Genomic DNA, 17,886 nt, shown 5'->3' with positions numbered 1-17,886 from the left:
TAAATCGGAGAAAGAACAAATTGGGTTCCCTTCTTTTTGCTTACTTTTTCTTTGGCGAGGCAAAGAAAAAGTAAGTCGCCATCGGCTAAACCCGATTTTAATTACCGAAGAAGAATTCTCAATTAAAAAACAATAGGACAAAACATAATGAAAAAATTCGCAATGGTATTCCCAGGCCAAGGCTCCCAAACTGTCGGTATGCTTGCTGATCTTGCCACCGAATATCCAATCATTACTGAAACATTTAAACAAGCATCTGATGCGCTTGGTTATGATTTATGGCATCTTGTTCAACAAGGCCCAGCTGAAGAACTCAATAAAACTTGGCAAACTCAGCCCGCACTTTTGGCAGCTTCAGTCGCTATTTATCGCGTATGGCAAGAGAAGTTTCCTCAATTAAAACCAGAAGTGATGGCTGGGCATAGCTTGGGGGAATATTCCGCACTAGTTTGTGCTGGTGTGTTGGATTTCCAAGATGCGATTAAATTAGTGGAATTGCGCGGAAAATTAATGCAACAAGCTGTGCCTGAAGGCACTGGTGCAATGTATGCGATCATTGGTTTGGATAATGAAGCGATTATTAATGCTTGTAAACAAGCAGAGGAAAGCGAAGTTGTATCAGCAGTGAATTTCAACTCTCCAGGTCAAGTCGTTATTGCGGGTGCGAAAGCGGCGGTAGAACGTGCAGCTGCATTATGTAAAGAAGCTGGGGCAAAACGTGCATTGCCATTAGCTGTGAGTGTGCCTTCTCACTGTGCCTTGATGAAACCAGCAGCGGAGCAATTAGCGATAACACTTGAGAATATTCAAATTAATACACCAACAACATCGGTATTAAATAACGTTGATGTGAAAGCAGAAACTGCAGGTACAGAAATTCGTACCGCACTTATTCGTCAGTTATATAGCCCAGTTCGTTGGACTGAAACAGTTGAAAAAATGGCACAAGATGGCGTTCAAGTGCTTGTTGAAGTGGGACCGAGTAAAGTATTAAATGGTTTAACCAAACGCATTGTGAGTGATTTACAAGCGATATCTGTAAATGATGTTGCATCATTCAATGCCGTAGAAGAATTTTTAGCGTAAAAAGGAGAAAAAAATGCAAGGTAAAATTGCTTTAGTCACTGGAGCTACTCGTGGTATCGGTCGTGCGATTGCAGAAGAACTTAGTTCAAAAGGTGCGTTTGTTATCGGTACTGCAACCTCTGAAAAAGGTGCAGAAACAATTTCTGCATATTTAGGGGATAAAGGTAAAGGTTTAGTGTTAAATGTAACGGATAAAGAATCTATTGAAACTTTACTTGAGCAAATTAAAAATGATTTTGGCGATATTGATATTCTCGTGAATAACGCAGGTATTACTCGCGATAATTTATTGATGCGTATGAAAGATGATGAGTGGTTTGATATTATGCAAACTAACTTAACTTCGGTGTATCATCTTTCTAAAGCAATGTTACGTTCGATGATGAAAAAACGTTTTGGTCGTATCATCAATATTGGTTCAGTGGTCGGTTCAATGGGGAACCCCGGTCAAACCAACTATTGTGCGGCAAAAGCGGGTGTGATTGGTTTTTCTAAATCTTTAGCGAAAGAAGTGGCTGCGCGCGGTATTACTGTAAATGTGGTGGCACCTGGTTTTATTGCAACAGATATGACAGACGTGCTTACGGATGAACAAAAAGCCGGCATTTTATCTAATGTTCCCGCAGGTCGTTTAGGCGAAGCAAAAGACATAGCTAAAGCGGTTGCTTTCTTAGCTTCTGATGATGCAGCTTACATTACGGGAACAACATTACACGTTAATGGTGGTTTGTATTTAAGTTAATGTCGTTTTGGCATTATGTTGATAGATTTTGAATAACAAAATCATAGCCAAAGATTTTAGATAATGTTAGAATCCAAGCCGCAGTGTAGCTTGGTTACGCCTTGAGCGTATGCAAAGGTACGTAACTATTTTTAATGTGTGTATTCAGATTGCCCATTTTGTGGTGCGACCAGCCTATAAAATAGTTGCAAGTTGATAAAAAATACATACACTAACCGCTCTTTTATGAGTTAAAACCAACAAAATAGGAAAAACAAATGAGTATTGAAGAACGCGTGAAAAAAATCATCGTTGAACAATTAGGTGTTAAAGAAGAAGATGTTAAATCTGAAGCTTCTTTCGTTGAAGATTTAGGTGCGGACTCTTTAGACACAGTTGAATTAGTAATGGCTTTAGAAGAAGAATTCGATATCGAAATTCCAGATGAAGAAGCTGAAAAAATTACCACTGTTCAATCTGCGATTGATTACGTGCAAAACAATCAATAATTTTAAGTTGGGCGACTTTTAAGTCGCCTAATTTTTTTCTAATAATCCTCTTTAAAATTACCGCACTTTTTATTTTTCCCTTTCATAAAAATTGATCTAAATTATCTTTTACTTAAAATCGTGGTTTAAACTTTAAAAAATTATTTAGTTATATGCCTAAAAAGAAGTATTATTTGCATAGTTTTTCATTTTTGAGGTGTTTATGCTTTACTTAGAATTTTTATTTTTACTATTAATGCTCTATATCGGTAGCCGTTACGGCGGTATTGGTTTGGGTGTGGTTTCTGGTATTGGATTAGCAATTGAAGTCTTTGTTTTTCGTATGCCAGTAGGGAAAGCGCCGATTGATGTTATGCTTATCATTCTTGCGGTAGTGACTTGTGCATCGGTGCTTGAAGCTGCTGGCGGTTTGAAATTTATGTTACAAATTGCTGAACGCATTCTCCGTAAAAATCCAAAACGTGTCACTTTACTTGGCCCATTAGTCGTCTATTTATTAACCTTTATGCTCGGTACTGGTCACTCTGTTTACACAATTATGCCAATCATCGGCGATGTTGCACTGAAAAATAAAATTCGTCCAGAACGCCCAATGGCAGCGTCTTCGGTTGCATCGCAATTAGCCATCACATCTAGCCCACTTTCTGCAGCTGTTGTATTTTATCTAGGTAAAATTACAGCAATGCCCGCTTTTGAGCATATTAGTTTATTAGATATTATTTGTGTAACCGTTCCTGCAACTTTAGTGGGTACAATTGCGCTTTCCTTATACAGTATGCGTCGTGGCAAAGAGTTGGAACAAGATCCTGAATATCAACGTCGCTTACAAGATCCCGTATGGCGTGAACGTATTTTAAATACCACAAGCACAACATTGAATGAAACCCTTCCGCAAGGGGCAAAAAAATCTGTTTACCTATTTTTACTTGCTTTAGTTGTGATTGTTGCGATTGCGATGATTCCTGAAATTCGCACTATCGGTAGCGGAAAAGCAATTTCAATGTCACTTATCATTCAAATGATGATGCTTTGCTTTGGTGGTGTGATTTTACTCGCAACGAAAACAAATCCTCAAATTGTGCCAAATGGCGTGGTATTTAAATCTGGTATGGTAGCAGCGATTGCAATTTATGGTATTGCGTGGATGAGCGACACTTACTTCAAATATGCAATGCCAGAATTTAAAGCTGCGATTACTGATATGGTGCAAACTTATCCTTGGACATTCGCATTGGCATTATTTGCAGTTTCTGTCGTAATTAACAGCCAAGCTGCGACTGCAGTCATGTTATTACCTGTGGGTATTGGCTTAGGTATTCCAGCACCAATCTTGGTTGGTTTAATGCCTGCAACTTATGCCTATTTCTTTATTCCAAATTATCCATCAGACATTGCAACAGTAAACTTTGACGTAACGGGTACAACAAAAATTGGTAAATATTATTTTAACCACAGTTTTATGGTGCCGGGTTTAATTGGGGTTGTTGTTGCTTGCTTGGCCGGTGTTTCTGTGGCGGAATTAGTGATTCGCTAATTTACACACAAACTAAATCCTTTTAATATAAAAGCACCTTTGAATGGTGCTTTTATTTTTATGACAACCTACATCGCCTACGGCAATATAAATCAACCTTTTTCTTTGGAATCCTTACCCGATGAACTGATTCCAGAAAATCTATATCAAACTGAAACGGATAGCTCGCGTGTTTTTCAGCGTCATCAGTGCCGTCGGCTTGCTCACTTATTACTTTTCCAACTTTTAAAAATATCTAGAAAATCCACCGCACTTTTATCTCAAATTCATCGTACTGAAAGTGGCAGACCTTATTTTCTTGATGAGCGAATAGATTTTAATATTAGTCATTCTGGTGATTGGGTGGCGGTAATATTAGATATTAGAAATGAAGAAAAAAGTGCGGTGGGAATTGATATTGAATTTCCTAAAATAAGAAATTTTACGGCGTTGATGGAACATATTGCACCAAAAGAAGAAATTGATTGGTTTCATCATCAGCAGGATTCTTTGAACGCTTTTTATCGTTGTTGGTGTTTACGAGAAGCTGTATTGAAATCTCAAGGATTTGGGATCGTAAAATTATCCAATGTTCGTCATTTCCCTGAACAACAAAAAATTTTTTCGGATTATTGTCCGCAGGGGCAGTTGTGGTTTACTGATGAACTCCCTATTTATTTAGCTGCTTTTGTCAATCATCAAGAAAAATTACCGCACTTTTATGAATGGAGTGGGGAAAGTTTACAGATAAAAGAACTTCAAAAATGCGTTTTTTATGATGTGAATTAATCAAGAAAATCCTTGTGTAAAATCAAGGATTTTTTATTGCCTAAAAATTCTTGTATTTTCATAGACGTGCCCCATTTATTTAGCTAAACTCTTAACAATTTTTTGACAAATGGAGAATGAAATGTCACAGAACGGTTCAGATCGCGATCCTTGGAGTAAACCAGGGCAGAGCAACGACCAACAGCCGGGAAATTCATCCAACAATAATGGATGGAATAATAACCAAAATCGTGGAAATCAAGAGCAATCTCCGCCAGATATTGAGGAGATTTTTAATAATCTGCTTAAAAAATTAGGTGGTGGAAATAAAAAGAGCGGTCAAAATAATGGCAGTTCTCAAGGCAATACGCCATTTCATTTTGGCAAAGTTATTCCACTTGCTGTAGCGATTGGTGCGATTATTTGGGGCGTAAGCGGTTTTTACACCATTAAAGAGGCTGAACGCGGTGTTGTGCTTCGTTTTGGCGAGTTACATTCTATTGTTCAACCCGGTTTGAACTGGAAACCAACATTTGTAGATAAAGTATTGCCAGTAAATGTGGAGCAAGTAAAAGAGTTGCGTACACAAGGTGCAATGCTGACTCAAGATGAAAATATGGTAAAAGTGGAAATGACCGTGCAATATCGCGTGCAAGATCCTGCAAAATATCTTTTTAGCGTAACAAATGCAGATGATAGTTTGAATCAAGCGACAGATAGTGCATTACGTTATGTTATTGGGCATATGTCTATGAATGATATTTTAACCACAGGTCGCTCTGTCGTGCGTGAAAATACTTGGAAAGCTTTGAATGAAATTATCAAATCCTATGATATGGGACTTGAGGTTATTGATGTGAACTTCCAATCTGCGCGCCCACCTGAAGAAGTAAAAGATGCGTTTGATGATGCAATTAAAGCGCAGGAAGATGAACAACGTTTTATTCGTGAAGCGGAAGCCTATGCGCGTGAGAAAGAACCGATTGCACGCGGTGATGCGCAACGTATTCTTGAAGAAGCAACAGCTTATAAAGATCGTATCGTGTTAGATGCAAAAGGTGAAGTGGAACGTTTGCAACGCTTGTTGCCAGAATTTAAGGCTGCGCCAGATTTACTGCGTGAGCGTTTATATATTCAGACGATGGAAAAAGTGATGGCAAATACGCCAAAAATAATGCTTGATGGCAATAATGGTAATAATTTAACTGTGCTACCGCTAGAGCAAATTATGGGCAAAAAATCGGTAACAAGTGTGCCAAGTGCGGTTAATTCTTCGCCTGCTTTTACTGCGCCAGAACGTCAAAATTCTTATCAGCCTCAACCAACCACCGTTGCGCCGATTCGTCAAGGGAGATTTAACTAATGCGTAGATTTTTATTACCTGTTATTTTCGTGATTGCGGCAGTGGTTTATTCTAGTATCGTCGTTGTAACGGAAGGTACGCGTGGCATTATGTTACGATTTAACAAAGTACAGCGTGATGCAGATAACAAAGTGGTTGTCTATGAACCAGGCTTGCATTTTAAAGTGCCTTTAATTGATAGCATCAAAGTTTTAGATGCGCGTATTCGTACTTTAGATGGCTCTGCAACACGTTTTGTTACTGTTGAGAAAAAAGATTTGCTAGTGGATTCTTATGTGAAATGGAAAATCAGTGATTTTGGACGATTCTACACATCCACTGGCGGTGGCGATTATGCTCAAGCTGCAAATTTATTAAGTCGTAAAGTAAATGACCGTTTACGTTCTGAAATTGGTTCACGCACGATTAAAGATATTGTTTCTGGTACTCGTGGGGAATTAATGGAAGGGGCAAAAAAAGCTTTAAATTCAGGACAAGACAGTACGGCAGAATTGGGTATTGAAGTGATCGATGTGCGTGTAAAACAAATTAATTTACCAGATGAAGTTTCTTCTTCAATTTACCAACGTATGCGTGCAGAACGTGATGCAGTGGCGCGTGAACACCGTTCTCAAGGGAAAGAAAAAGCAGCATTTATTCAAGCTGATGTAGATCGCAGAGTAACGTTAATTCTTGCTAATGCAAATAAAACTGCACAAGAATTACGAGGTTCAGGCGATGCAGCTGCAGCAAAATTATATTCAGATGCTTTTGCTCAAGAACCACAATTCTTTACTTTTGTGCGTAGCTTAAAAGCCTATGAAGCGAGTTTTGCAAATTCTGACAATATAATGATTTTAAAACCAGATAGTGATTTCTTCCGCTTTATGCAGGCACCGAAAAAATAGATTTTAATTTGATAAAAACACCTTCCTCGTGAAGGTGTTTTTTTATAGCCAACGTCTTACTTTTTGTTTGTAACGACGATATTCATCGCCAAATTTATTTTCCAAATAGGTTTCTTCTCGGGCTATTTGAAACTGGTTTATCACTAATATAAAGATAATTACGCCTAACCAAGCCAAACTATTACCTAACCAAAGCGTCCAAGCAAGCAAAATTAACAGCAAACTTAAATACATTGGGTTACGGCTAAATCGAAATATGCCTGTGCAAACTAATTTTGTTGTGCCTTTAAAATCACGAGGATTAATGGAGGTTTTACATATAAAGAATTGCATAACGCTGCTTAAAGCAATCAAAAATGAAAGGGAAATAACAAAAACAATCACTGAAAAATGGACAGAATAACTAGCAATCTTTGGCAAAAAATACATTGCTATGGCAATGAATAAACAGAGTAGTGGTGGTGGAATAAATAACATCGCTAAATCTTATTAATAAAAATGCCAGCTCTTTATAGAGCATTTAAAGTGCGGTCAAAATTTGTGTTAATTTTGCTTTAATTACTTTTATTTTGCATAAAGCGGCGATAAATTTCGCCGCTTTTGATTATTATAAATTTTATGCATTATTCTGTGATAAATTATTCGACGGTTAATTTTTTACCATCATAGCTGATTGCTTTGACGCTAGTTAAAGCCTTACCTCCGTCAGTTTCACCGCCAATCAGTAAAACTTTATTGTTGTAAGATACAGAAAAACCATAGCCAATATTCATTGGTAATTCCCCAACGATGCTCCATTTACCATTATTTAAAGTATAAACTTCGTTATGCCAAGCTTTGCTTAAACCTTTATGTGCGTGAAGTTTTCCTTCTTTGAATTGTTTGATTGAACCTGGAAAATTTGCGCCACCAGTGACTAAATAATGACCGTTACTATAGCCTGAAAGCGCACCAGCTAAACCATCTTGTGATTTGCCTTTTGGTGCGGGCAAGTCAGGTAAATTTTTCCATTGCACACCTTTAGCAGTGAATTTACCTTGATGGGTTTCAGCGGTGCGAAGTCCTGGTTTAATTTCGCCATTGACAACCACGAGATCATTACCTTGAATTGTAAAGGCTGCACCAGCACGACCAGAGAATGGAATGCGACCTTCATTGTGCCATTTGTTGGTTGAGGGTTCATAGCTCAATAATTCTGTTGTAAAGAAATAATCTTCTGGACGTTGATCGAAGTAAGCTGCTGCGATTTCATCTTTTTTCTCTTTATCTTCTCCTGCTGCCACAGTGTCTTGGAAGAAACCATTAAATATAGAGAGATTAGAGCCGCCTAAAATATAAACTTTATCTCCGTGAGATGCACCACTTGATCCTACTAAACCACGGGGAGAACGAGTAGGAAGTTTCATCCAAGTATTATCGCTTGGGTTATAGCGATAAGCGTCATTAACGAGTTGAAGTTCGCCTTTTTCATTTTTTTGTAAACCACCGAATACATAAAGTTTTCCATCCACTGCGGCTGCAACAGGTTGATTGCGTTCGCCACCCGGAAATGTAGCAATTTCTTTCCATTGTGCTGAAGGATCTTTTAGGTCTAAGGTATAGAATTTATCGCCACCAGAACCTAATCCCACATAAACTGTGTCGCCAATTAATGCGCCTGTTCCTCCTTTGATCCCCACTGGCAAATCAGGATAAGTTTGTGCGTTCGCTGAAAAAGTAAAGGTAGCAAAAAGTGCGGTACATAATGCTGTTTTAGTTAGTTTCATAATAAACCCCATTTTGAGTTGTGTTTACAGTTTTCTATTCATTAAACGGCATTGAATAGGCGTTGATAAAGTGCAGTTATTGCACCCTTTTGTATTGTAAGATACGGCAGATGTAACTTACGAAAAAGATAAAAGTGCGGTTAAAAAATTTAATGTTTTTCAACCGCGCTTTTTATTATGGTATCAATAGATTTGGCACAAATGTGATGATTTGTGGGAAAATCGTGATTAATACTAATGTGACGAAAACGGGAATCAAGAACGGTAATACGCCTTTGGTTACCGTGGAAACTGACATATTTCCTACACGAGCAACAACAAAGAGAGCCATTCCCATTGGTGGGGTAAGAATACCAATCATCATATTTAATGTGGTCATTACACCAAAGAAGATTAAGTCAATATTAAATTGCATCGCGATAGGAATAAGCATTGGTAATACTAAAAATTGTAATGCTAGGGCATCAATGAACATTCCAAGAAAAAGTAACAGTGCGTTAATCATTACCAATACGGTTAAAGGTGAATCGGCAACGGCAACAAACACATTAGCAACACGCATTGCGACTTGTTCACGGGCAATCATATCGCCAAAGAAAGTCACGGTCATAATCATTAAGGCGACTACGCCTGTAATTGCCATTGCTTCTATGCAACTATTAAATAAGCTTTTTAAGGTTAATTCTTTATACACAAATTTACCAATAATTACAGAGTATGCGGCTGCAACAATGGCAGATTCTGTTGGACTGAATAAGCCTGAAAAAATACCACCGATAATTAATAACGGCGTTAAGATTGCCCAAAAAGATTGTTTAAAGCTGCTGCAAAGTTGTTCTTTCGTAGCTTTTGGTGTACGTGGATAACCTCGTTTTTTTGCAATGCGATAATTCATTGCCATTAAAGCTAAAGTAATTAATACACCGGGAATAAAACCTGCAATAAAGAGTTTTGCGATAGATTCATTGGCAATGACACCGTAAATAATCATTGCAATACTTGGCGGAACTAATGGCCCAATAATACAAGAAGCAGCAGTAATTCCTCCGCAAATATCATCGTCATAACCAGCATCACGCATTGATTTGATTTCCAATTGACCTAAGCCCCCCGCATCAGCAAGTGCTGAACCTGACATACCAGAGAACAATAAACTTGCGCCGATATTAACGTGTCCCATTCCTCCTGTGTAATGACCGAGTAAGGCTTTAGCGAAATTAAAAATACGTTCGGTAATCCCACCTGTATTCATTAGAATGCCCGTTAAAATATAAAATGGCACGGCAAGTAATGGGAAGCTGTCTAGGCTATAGACTAATTTTTCAGTTGCGGCATTTACGACATTCCAACGTGTCATAGAAAAATAAAGTAGAGTAGCAATAAATAAGGACCAACCTACAGGGACACCGATAAACATAATGATGAGCCAAACGAGTAAGGCGACATAGACTGAACTTGAACCGAGTTTTATATAATTGCTAATGCGCAATACTTTGAACCAATCTGGTGCGAAAAATAAAATCGCAAATAAAATGACCGCACTTATGATAAAGAAAGTCGCAGGTAAATAGCTTTTCCCTGTCTTAAAGTTTAGGGTTTGCGCTTGGATAAAGCGAAACATCATTAATATTGCGATAACAGGCAGTGCTGCGAAAATCCATTTTTCAGAAATGCCTCCTAAGGCATCAATAGGGAATGATGCGCCGTTAAAAGTACGAATACCGAAATGAATAAATAAGAAAATACATACAAAGACTAATAATTGTACAAAAGTATTTGTGAATTTTCTGATTTTTTCAGGCATTAGATTAGTTAAAAAATCAATAAATACGTGTTCTTGTTTTCTCACAGCAACGCTGATACCCAACATACCCACGTAAACAAATAAGAGCTTGGCGAGTTCTTCACTCCAAATTAACGGAGAATGAAAAACTTGGCGTGAAAGAATTTGAGCGATAAGAATACCGAAAATGGCAATAAATAATGTGCCACCCAGCCATTCTTCAAGCTTATTAATATATTTCATACTTCACTCCGTTTAATGAAGAATAAGGGAATGTAGTGTGCCATTACGGCACACTAAAGAGGGATTATGGATTGATTGCTTCAATTTGTTTTAAAGCTGCTTCACCTTTTTGACCCGTTTGTTTTACAAACTCAGCATAATATGGTTTCATTGATGCTTTAAATGGGACAAGATCAGGATGTGTAATTTTCACACCTTGTTTTTCAAAGAATGTGACTAAATCTTTTTCTCCATCTACGAATAATTTAGTGTGATATTTTGCTGCATTTTCGGCAGCATCTTTTACGACTTTTTGAAGATCTTCAGGGAGTTCTTTATAAGTCTCGTTGCTTACTAAATAAAGTTGGTCATTCAAAATGTGGTTAGTCATTGCTAAGAACTTTTGCACTTCATAGAATTTTTGTGCTTGCACTGCTGCTAACGGATTTTCTTGACCATCGACGGCATTCGTTTGTAACGCAAGATAAACTTCAGAAAATGCCATTGGTGTTGGCGATGCACCAACATATTTAGCATAGGCTAAGTTTGTTGCAGCATTTGGCACACGAAGTTTTAAGCCTTTCATATCTGCAATACTGTTGATTGCACGGTTTGAAGTCGTTTGGCGAGTACCGTTATAAGCTTGGGAAAGTAAAGTAACGCCAAGATCTTTATCCATTTTTTTAATTAAATCTTTACCAAATTCTGTATCGAATAAGGCTTTTTGTGCAACATTGTAGTTGCTAATAACATAAGGTAAGGCAAATACTGCTGCTTCAGGGTAAAACAACTGGAAGCGAGCAGATTCTGCAAAGGTGAAGTCGAGAGAACCGTCTTTTAATTGTTTTAACATTGCACGGTCATCACCCAATTGTGAACTTGGATAAAGTGAAATTTCAATTTTACCCTGTGATTTTTCTTTGACTTCTTTGGCAAACATTTCTGCTGCTTTATATTCATTTGATGAAGTTCCAGCATTCATACCGAATTTCAAGTCATAATCAGCGGCAAGAACAGCAGAAGATACGCCTAAAGAAATGGCTGTGGCAAGGAAAAGTTTTGTCAATTTCATCATATTCGCTCCTGTGTGAACTTATGTTGGAAAGGGTTATATATTAACCCCGTAATATGAGAATCAATTCAGGCAAAAAATGTATGTTTTCTCCCCCAAAATAGGATTCGAGAGCAATTCTAAGAGTAAAAAAACAAATTTAAAATAGTTTTACGAGTTTTATTTCAAAAATGAGAAGTTGATCACATTTGTGAAAAAACACTTCAAAAATATTCTTTAAAATGGCATTTCTTTTTCATATAATAATGTTAAATGATGAAAATATAAGCATATTACAATTTATAAAAGATTGTTTTATGTGGATTAAATTAATTTTAAAGTGATTTATTCAGATTTAAATGAGGGGTGTTATATGTCTAAATTATCTTATCAAGAAGTGCTTTCTCAAATTCAATATGGTCTTATTTCTTCTTGCCAACCTGTCGATGATGGCCCAATGGATAAACCTGAAATCGTTTCTGCTATGGCTCAGGCTTCGGTTATGGGCGGAGCTTCTGGCTTACGTATTGAGGGTGTTGATAACCTTAAAGCAACCCGTCCTTTTGTGAATGTTCCGATTATCGGAATTGTAAAACGTGATTTGCCTGATAGTCCCGTGCGTATTACGCCGTTTTTACAAGATATTGAAGATCTAGCCAATGCAGGCGCGGATATTATTGCAGTAGATGGCACGAGCCGTCCGCGTCCTGTGGATATTGAAAGTGCGGTGAAAAAAATCCACGAAATGGGCTGTTTGGCAATGGCAGATTGTTCTAATTTAGAAGAAGGCCTGTATTGTAAAGCACTTGGTTTTGATATTGTCGGTAGTACGATGTCGGGTTATACAGGTGGCTCAGTGCCAAAAGAACCTGATTATCAATTAGTAAAAGATTTAAAAGCAGCGGGTTGTTTTGTGATGGCTGAGGGGCGTTATAACACGCCTGAATTAGCAAAAGTGGCAATTGAAATTGGCGCAGATTGCGTGACTGTAGGTTCAGCCTTAACTCGTCTTGAACATATTGTGAGTTGGTTTGCTAATTCAGTGAAATCTGCAAGATAGTCGTAAGACGTGTGAGAAAAGACTTTATACTATAAGGATAAGTTATGCGTTGTTTAGCACTAGACATTGGTGGGACAAAAATTGCTGCGGCGATTGTAAAAAATGGCGAAATTGAGCAACGTCAGCAAATTCATACACCACGTGAAAATGTGGTGGAGGGAATGCACCAAGCGTTAGGCAAATTGCTTGCTGATTATGAAGGGCAGTTTGATTATGTAGCGGTGGCATCTACGGGGATCATCAATAATGGTATTTTAAGTGCATTAAATCCGAAAAACTTAGGCGGCTTGGCGGAATTTCCACTTAAAGCGAGTATTGCAAAACATACGGATAAACCAATTGGTTTATTAAATGATGCACAAGCTGCGACTTATGCGGAATATCAATTGCAAAATTCTGAACAGGTATCAAATTTCGTTTTTATTACCGTTTCAACAGGAGTTGGCGGTGGCGTTGTATTGAACCAAATTTTGCAGACAGGTTCTCGTGGTATTGCTGGGCATATTGGTCATACATTAGCGGATCCAAATGGTGTGATCTGTGGTTGTGGGCGTCGTGGTTGTGTCGAAGCGGTTGCTTCAGGGCGAGCAATTGAAGCGATTTCTTCCCAATGGGAAGATCCGTGTGAGCCAAAAGAAGTGTTTGAGCGTTTTAGAAAAAATGATGAAAAAGCGACCGCACTTGTCGAGCGTTCTGCGAAAGCCATTGCTAATTTAATTGCAGATTTAGTGATTAGTTTAGATATTCAAAAAATCGCGATTGGTGGTAGTGTAGGATTAGCTGAGGGATATTTACCTTTGGTCGAAAAATATTTACAAGATTTTCCTTCAATATATTGTTGTGAAATTGAATCCGCTAAATTTGGACAAGATGCAGGTTTAATTGGCGCAGCTTATTGGGTAAAAGATGTTTTACTGGATAAGCCTGAAGGAACAATTTATGGCTAAATCGGGAAATGTGTTAAACAGAATTGGCTTGCTTTACCAGAGCTTAACTAAATCAGAGAAAAAAATTGCCGATACGATTTTGCGTTCGCCTGATTTGGTCTCTCAATGCCCCCTTTCAGAAATCGCTAAACATTTGGAAGTTGGAGAAGCTACGCTTGTCCGTTTTTGTCGAACCATTGGCTTTAAAGGTTTCAGCGATTTCAAACTAGAGCTTTCTATTGAACTTGCGACGAAAGATAATCAAGATGAAAGCGTACTTGAAACAGAAATTATGCCAAGTGATGATTCGCTCACTATTGCACAAAAATTGCAAGCCGCAGTTGCTAATGTAATGGAAGAAACGATTAATTTACTTGATTTAAAACAGCTTGAAGAAGTCGTTAAAGTACTTAAAAAAGCACGTCGTATTTTTTTATTTGGTGTGGGTTCATCTGGCGTAACGGCGGAAGATGCTAAAAATAAGCTGATGCGTATTGGTTTTCAAGTGGATGCTTCAGGTAATAATCATTTTATGTATATGCAGGCAGCATTACTTACGTCTTCTGATGTGGCAATTGGTTTAAGCCATTCTGGTTATTCTGCTGAAACGGCACATACCATCAAAATTGCAAAACAAAATGGTGCAACAACAGTGGCATTGACGCATAGTTTGCGTTCCCCCGTGACAGAATATGCTGATTATGTTTTGGTAAATGGTAATAAACAAGGCAAGTTACAAGGCGATTCTATTGGCACCAAGATCGCACAGCTTTTTGTATTGGATTTAATTTATGCTTTGTTAGTGCAGGGCGAAGAAGAAATTGCCGCTCAAACTAAACAAAAAACTCTCAATGTAATTCTTGAACAACGTATAAAATAGGAGAAAACTTATGCGTGATTTAAAAGGTATTTTCAGTGCATTATTAGTGTCATTTAATGAAGATGGCACCATTAATGAAAAAGGTTTACGCCAAATCATCCGCCACAACATCGACAAAATGAAAGTGGACGGCTTATATGTGGGCGGTTCAACAGGCGAAAACTTTATGCTTTCAACGGAAGAGAAAAAAGAAATCTTCCGCATTGCAAAAGATGAAGCAAAAGATCAAATCGCACTAATTGCTCAAGTGGGCAGCGTAAACCTAAAAGAAGCAGTTGAATTAGGTAAATATGCAACAGAATTAGGCTATGATTGCTTATCTGCAGTTACTCCGTTCTACTACAAATTTAGTTTCCCTGAAATTAAACATTATTACGACACCATTATTGCTGAAACGGGCAATAATATGATCGTGTACTCTATTCCGTTCTTAACTGGCGTGAATATGGGCATTGAACAATTTGGCGAGCTTTACAAAAACCCGAAAGTATTAGGGGTAAAATTCACAGCAGGTGATTTCTACTTATTAGAACGTTTGAAAAAAGCTTATCCAAACCACTTAATTTGGGCTGGTTTCGATGAAATGATGTTACCTGCAGCTGCACTTGGTGTGGATGGTGCAATTGGTTCAACCTTTAACGTAAACGGCGTTCGTGCTCGTCAAATTTTTGAATTAACCAAAGCAGGTAAATTAACTGAAGCATTAGAAATTCAACATGTAACCAACGATTTAATCGAAGGCATTTTAGCGAACGGTTTATATTTAACCATCAAAGAATTGCTTAAATTAGAAGGGGTGGATGCAGGTTATTGCCGTGAGCCAATGACAGCAAAAGCAACAGAAGAACAAGTTGCAAAAGCAAAAGAATTGAAAGCGAAATTTTTGTCATAAATATTTAAATTAGAAAAAACTTACCTTCCCCCTGTTTTATTCCGTTACAAACAGAATAACAAGTCAGTAAGAATTTCCCTTCCCCTGTTTACGGGGGAAGGTACCCGAAGGGCGGAAGGGGGCAACTTCTATTGCTTTGTCGTAAATTATTGGAGCAAAAGAATTTCTTTTTAAAAATAAGATAGAAAATTACCGCACTTATAATGATCCTTTGGTGTAGGGGGGGCAGTCCAGCCTACGATATGAATAGGATCATTACGGTCAATAATAAAGGAAGGCTAATATGCGTTTTATTCCGCTACAAACAGAACAACAAGTCAGTTGTTGGGCTGCACAACATATCATCAATCGTATCAATGATTTTAAACCTACCGCCGAGCGTCCTTTTGTATTGGGGTTACCTACTGGTGGTACACCACTAAAAACTTATCAAGAACTGATTCGACTTTATCAAGCAGGCAAAGTGAGTTTCAAACATGTAGTGACTTTCAATATGGATGAATATGTGGGTTTACCAGAGGAACACCCTGAAAGTTACCACAGTTTTATGTATAACAATTTTTTCAATCATATTGATATTTTACCTGAAAATATCAATATTCTTAACGGCAATACCGATGACCATAATGCAGAATGCCGTCGTTATGAAGAAAAAATTAAATCCTACGGCAAAATTCATCTGTTTATGGGGGGGGTTGGTGTGGATGGACATATTGCATTCAATGAACCTGCCTCTTCATTAAGTTCTCGCACCCGCATTAAAACACTCACACAAGATACATTAATTGCAAATTCACGCTTCTTTAATAACGATGTTACTCAAGTGCCGAAATATGCTTTAACCATTGGTGTTGGCACATTATTAGATGCAGAAGAAGTGATGATTTTAGCAACAGGACATCAAAAAGCACTGGCAGTGCAAGCTGCCGTTGAAGGCAGTATTAACCATTTATGGACAGTCAGTGCATTACAAATGCACCGTCATTTCTTGCTCGTTTGTGATGAAGCTGCTCAACAAGAGTTAAAAGTGAAAACCGTGAAATATTTTACTGAATTAGAAGGTGCGGTTGCTGGGACTTATTACAGCGATAAATAACCTATCATTTTTACAATCAGTCGTTTTTCTTAAAAAATTTGGAAGGTATAGAATGAAATACGCATTAACCAACAGTGTGATCTACACTAAATATGAAATTCTACGAGATTATGCGGTAGTAATTGATGGCGAGACTATTGAAGCAGTGATCCCGCAAACTGAATTAGAAAAGGACATCAAAACCATTGATTTACAAGGTAATAATTTAACTGCTGGTTTTATTGATCTGCAATTAAATGGCTGTGGTGGCGTGATGTTTAACGACCAAACTAGCGTTGAAACCTTGGAAATTATGCAGGAAACTAACTTAAAATCAGGTTGTACAAGTTTCCTTCCCACTTTTATTACTGCGCCTGATGAAAATATAAAAAGTGCGGTGAAAATTATGCGTGAATATTTAAACAAGCATAAAAACCAAGCACTTGGTTTACATATTGAAGGGCCTTATCTCAGCATTGAGAAAAAAGGCGTGCACCGTCCCGAATATATTCGTGAAATTACGCCAGAAATGAAAGATTTTCTCTGTGAAAATTCGGATGTCATTACAAAAATTACCATTGCCGCAGAAAATCCAACTATTAACTATACGCCCGATTTTGTGGAAGCGGGCATTATTGTCTCTGTAGGGCATTCCAACGCAAGCTATGAGGTGGCTAAAGCCGCATTCCATAAAGGTGTAACTTTTGCGACTCACTTGCATAATGCAATGTCGCCAATTAGTTCTGGGCGTGCAATGGGTGTCGTGGGAGCTGTGCTAGACAGCGATATTTACACAGGCATTATTGTTGATGGTATTCACGTGAATTACGGCAATGTTCGCATTGATAAAAAAATCAAAGGCGACAAACTTTGTATTGTGACTGACTCCATTGCAGCCGCAGGTGCACCGCCAGAACTAGAAAGTTTTACCTTTGTAGGAAAAACAATTTATATCAAAGATGGGCGTTGCTATGATGCGAATGGCACGATTGCAGGGGCATCAATCACAATGATGGAATCCATTAAAAATGCGGTAGAATATGTTGAAATTCCTCTTGCGGAAGCCATTAGAATGAGTAACCTTTACCCAGCTCGTGCAATTGGTATAGATGATCGTTTAGGTTCGGTAGAAAAAGGTAAGATAGCAAACTTAGCAGTGTTTACGCCAGATTATAAAGTGATCGGCACAGTAGTAAATGGAAAGTGGAAAGAGAGTAAATAGTAAAAGCCTAAATAGCTAATTGATTTAAAAATCTGTGATATACGTCACAGATTTTTTATTAATATTTTGTAATTTTTGGAAGCCTTTCGATAATCATTTATTTGACAAAAGGAAAAATATTATGAAAATCATTAAGTAAGCAAGCAAGCAAGCAAGCAAGCA

The 17,886-nt window shown here is 37.8% G+C and carries 17 protein-coding genes; 13 read left to right on the top strand and 4 right to left on the bottom strand.

From position 1 onward, the window contains the following. Positions 1 to 147: 147 nt before the first annotated feature. The 7 genes from fabD (at position 148) to hflC (ending at position 6,847) form a co-directional block, all read left to right on the top strand. Positions 148 to 1,086, top strand: a complete 939-nt coding sequence (gene fabD / locus ACPT9C_RS08715; RefSeq protein WP_050948547.1) for an ACP S-malonyltransferase — start codon at positions 148 to 150, stop codon at positions 1,084 to 1,086. A 13-nt stretch (positions 1,087 to 1,099) separates the two neighbouring features. After that, on the top strand, positions 1,100 to 1,828 hold the full coding sequence (gene fabG, locus ACPT9C_RS08710) for a 3-oxoacyl-ACP reductase FabG (protein ID WP_050948546.1): 729 nt from the start codon (positions 1,100 to 1,102) through the stop codon (positions 1,826 to 1,828). A 257-nt stretch (positions 1,829 to 2,085) separates the two neighbouring features. Further along, positions 2,086 to 2,316 (top strand): acyl carrier protein, encoded by a 231-nt coding sequence (acpP, locus tag ACPT9C_RS08705; protein WP_005627318.1) that lies wholly within the window; start codon positions 2,086 to 2,088, stop codon positions 2,314 to 2,316. Positions 2,317 to 2,518: 202 nt separating this feature from the next. Continuing rightward, positions 2,519 to 3,850, top strand: coding sequence for an anaerobic C4-dicarboxylate transporter (locus tag ACPT9C_RS08700; RefSeq protein WP_061671397.1), 1,332 nt, complete (start codon positions 2,519 to 2,521; stop codon positions 3,848 to 3,850). Positions 3,851 to 3,910: 60 nt separating this feature from the next. After that, the gene (locus ACPT9C_RS08695) at positions 3,911 to 4,618 is read left to right on the top strand and encodes a 4'-phosphopantetheinyl transferase family protein (protein WP_050948544.1); all 708 of its coding nucleotides are present in this window, start codon (positions 3,911 to 3,913) and stop codon (positions 4,616 to 4,618) included. A 121-nt stretch (positions 4,619 to 4,739) separates the two neighbouring features. Next, positions 4,740 to 5,960 (top strand): FtsH protease activity modulator HflK, encoded by a 1,221-nt coding sequence (gene hflK, locus ACPT9C_RS08690; protein WP_048951899.1) that lies wholly within the window; start codon positions 4,740 to 4,742, stop codon positions 5,958 to 5,960. After that, the gene (gene hflC / locus ACPT9C_RS08685; protein ID WP_048951898.1) at positions 5,960 to 6,847 is read left to right on the top strand and encodes a protease modulator HflC; all 888 of its coding nucleotides are present in this window, start codon (positions 5,960 to 5,962) and stop codon (positions 6,845 to 6,847) included. Before hflK ends, hflC begins: the two co-directional genes overlap by 1 nt. 42 nt (positions 6,848 to 6,889) lie before the next feature. Here the strand turns inward: hflC and ACPT9C_RS08680 are convergent, their stop codons facing one another. From ACPT9C_RS08680 to siaP, 4 genes are all read right to left on the bottom strand, one after another. Beyond that, a complete protein-coding gene (locus ACPT9C_RS08680) occupies positions 6,890 to 7,324 on the bottom strand; it encodes a methyltransferase family protein (RefSeq protein WP_005691502.1) in 435 nt (144 codons plus the stop codon). Between the two features lie 161 nt (positions 7,325 to 7,485). Then, on the bottom strand, positions 7,486 to 8,613 hold the full coding sequence (locus ACPT9C_RS08675) for an N-acetylneuraminate epimerase (RefSeq protein WP_050948543.1): 1,128 nt from the start codon (positions 8,611 to 8,613) through the stop codon (positions 7,486 to 7,488). Between the two features lie 175 nt (positions 8,614 to 8,788). Further along, entirely contained in the window at positions 8,789 to 10,639 is a 1,851-nt protein-coding gene (siaT, locus tag ACPT9C_RS08670) for a sialic acid TRAP transporter substrate-binding protein SiaT (protein ID WP_038439053.1), read from the bottom strand. A gap of 64 nt (positions 10,640 to 10,703) precedes the next feature. Then, entirely contained in the window at positions 10,704 to 11,693 is a 990-nt protein-coding gene (gene siaP, locus ACPT9C_RS08665; protein WP_005691499.1) for a sialic acid TRAP transporter substrate-binding protein SiaP, read from the bottom strand. A 349-nt stretch (positions 11,694 to 12,042) separates the two neighbouring features. Here siaP and ACPT9C_RS08660 point away from each other — a divergent pair, with 349 nt between their 5' ends. From ACPT9C_RS08660 to nagA, 6 genes are all read left to right on the top strand, one after another. After that, positions 12,043 to 12,729, top strand: a complete 687-nt coding sequence (locus ACPT9C_RS08660; RefSeq protein WP_005648624.1) for a putative N-acetylmannosamine-6-phosphate 2-epimerase — start codon at positions 12,043 to 12,045, stop codon at positions 12,727 to 12,729. A gap of 44 nt (positions 12,730 to 12,773) precedes the next feature. Then, on the top strand, positions 12,774 to 13,676 hold the full coding sequence (locus tag ACPT9C_RS08655; protein WP_050948542.1) for an N-acetylmannosamine kinase: 903 nt from the start codon (positions 12,774 to 12,776) through the stop codon (positions 13,674 to 13,676). Next, entirely contained in the window at positions 13,669 to 14,535 is an 867-nt protein-coding gene (locus tag ACPT9C_RS08650) for a MurR/RpiR family transcriptional regulator (protein ID WP_050846807.1), read from the top strand. Before ACPT9C_RS08655 ends, ACPT9C_RS08650 begins: the two co-directional genes overlap by 8 nt. A gap of 10 nt (positions 14,536 to 14,545) precedes the next feature. Next, positions 14,546 to 15,427, top strand: coding sequence for an N-acetylneuraminate lyase (gene nanA, locus ACPT9C_RS08645; RefSeq protein WP_050948541.1), 882 nt, complete (start codon positions 14,546 to 14,548; stop codon positions 15,425 to 15,427). A 283-nt stretch (positions 15,428 to 15,710) separates the two neighbouring features. Next, positions 15,711 to 16,523 carry a glucosamine-6-phosphate deaminase gene (gene nagB, locus ACPT9C_RS08640; RefSeq protein ID WP_050948540.1) on the top strand — a complete coding sequence of 271 codons (813 nt, stop codon included), beginning with the start codon at positions 15,711 to 15,713 and terminating at the stop codon, positions 16,521 to 16,523. 52 nt (positions 16,524 to 16,575) lie between these two features. After that, positions 16,576 to 17,724, top strand: coding sequence for an N-acetylglucosamine-6-phosphate deacetylase (gene nagA, locus ACPT9C_RS08635; protein WP_050948539.1), 1,149 nt, complete (start codon positions 16,576 to 16,578; stop codon positions 17,722 to 17,724). Positions 17,725 to 17,886: the final 162 nt, after the last annotated feature.

It is taken from the genome of Haemophilus sp. HN_Hi16 (assembly GCF_049823435.1).
In the GTDB taxonomy this organism is placed as follows: domain Bacteria; phylum Pseudomonadota; class Gammaproteobacteria; order Enterobacterales; family Pasteurellaceae; genus Haemophilus; species Haemophilus influenzae_D.
The sequence above is the reverse complement of the archived record's forward strand: the minus strand, read 5'-3'. Positions and strand labels throughout refer to the sequence as shown.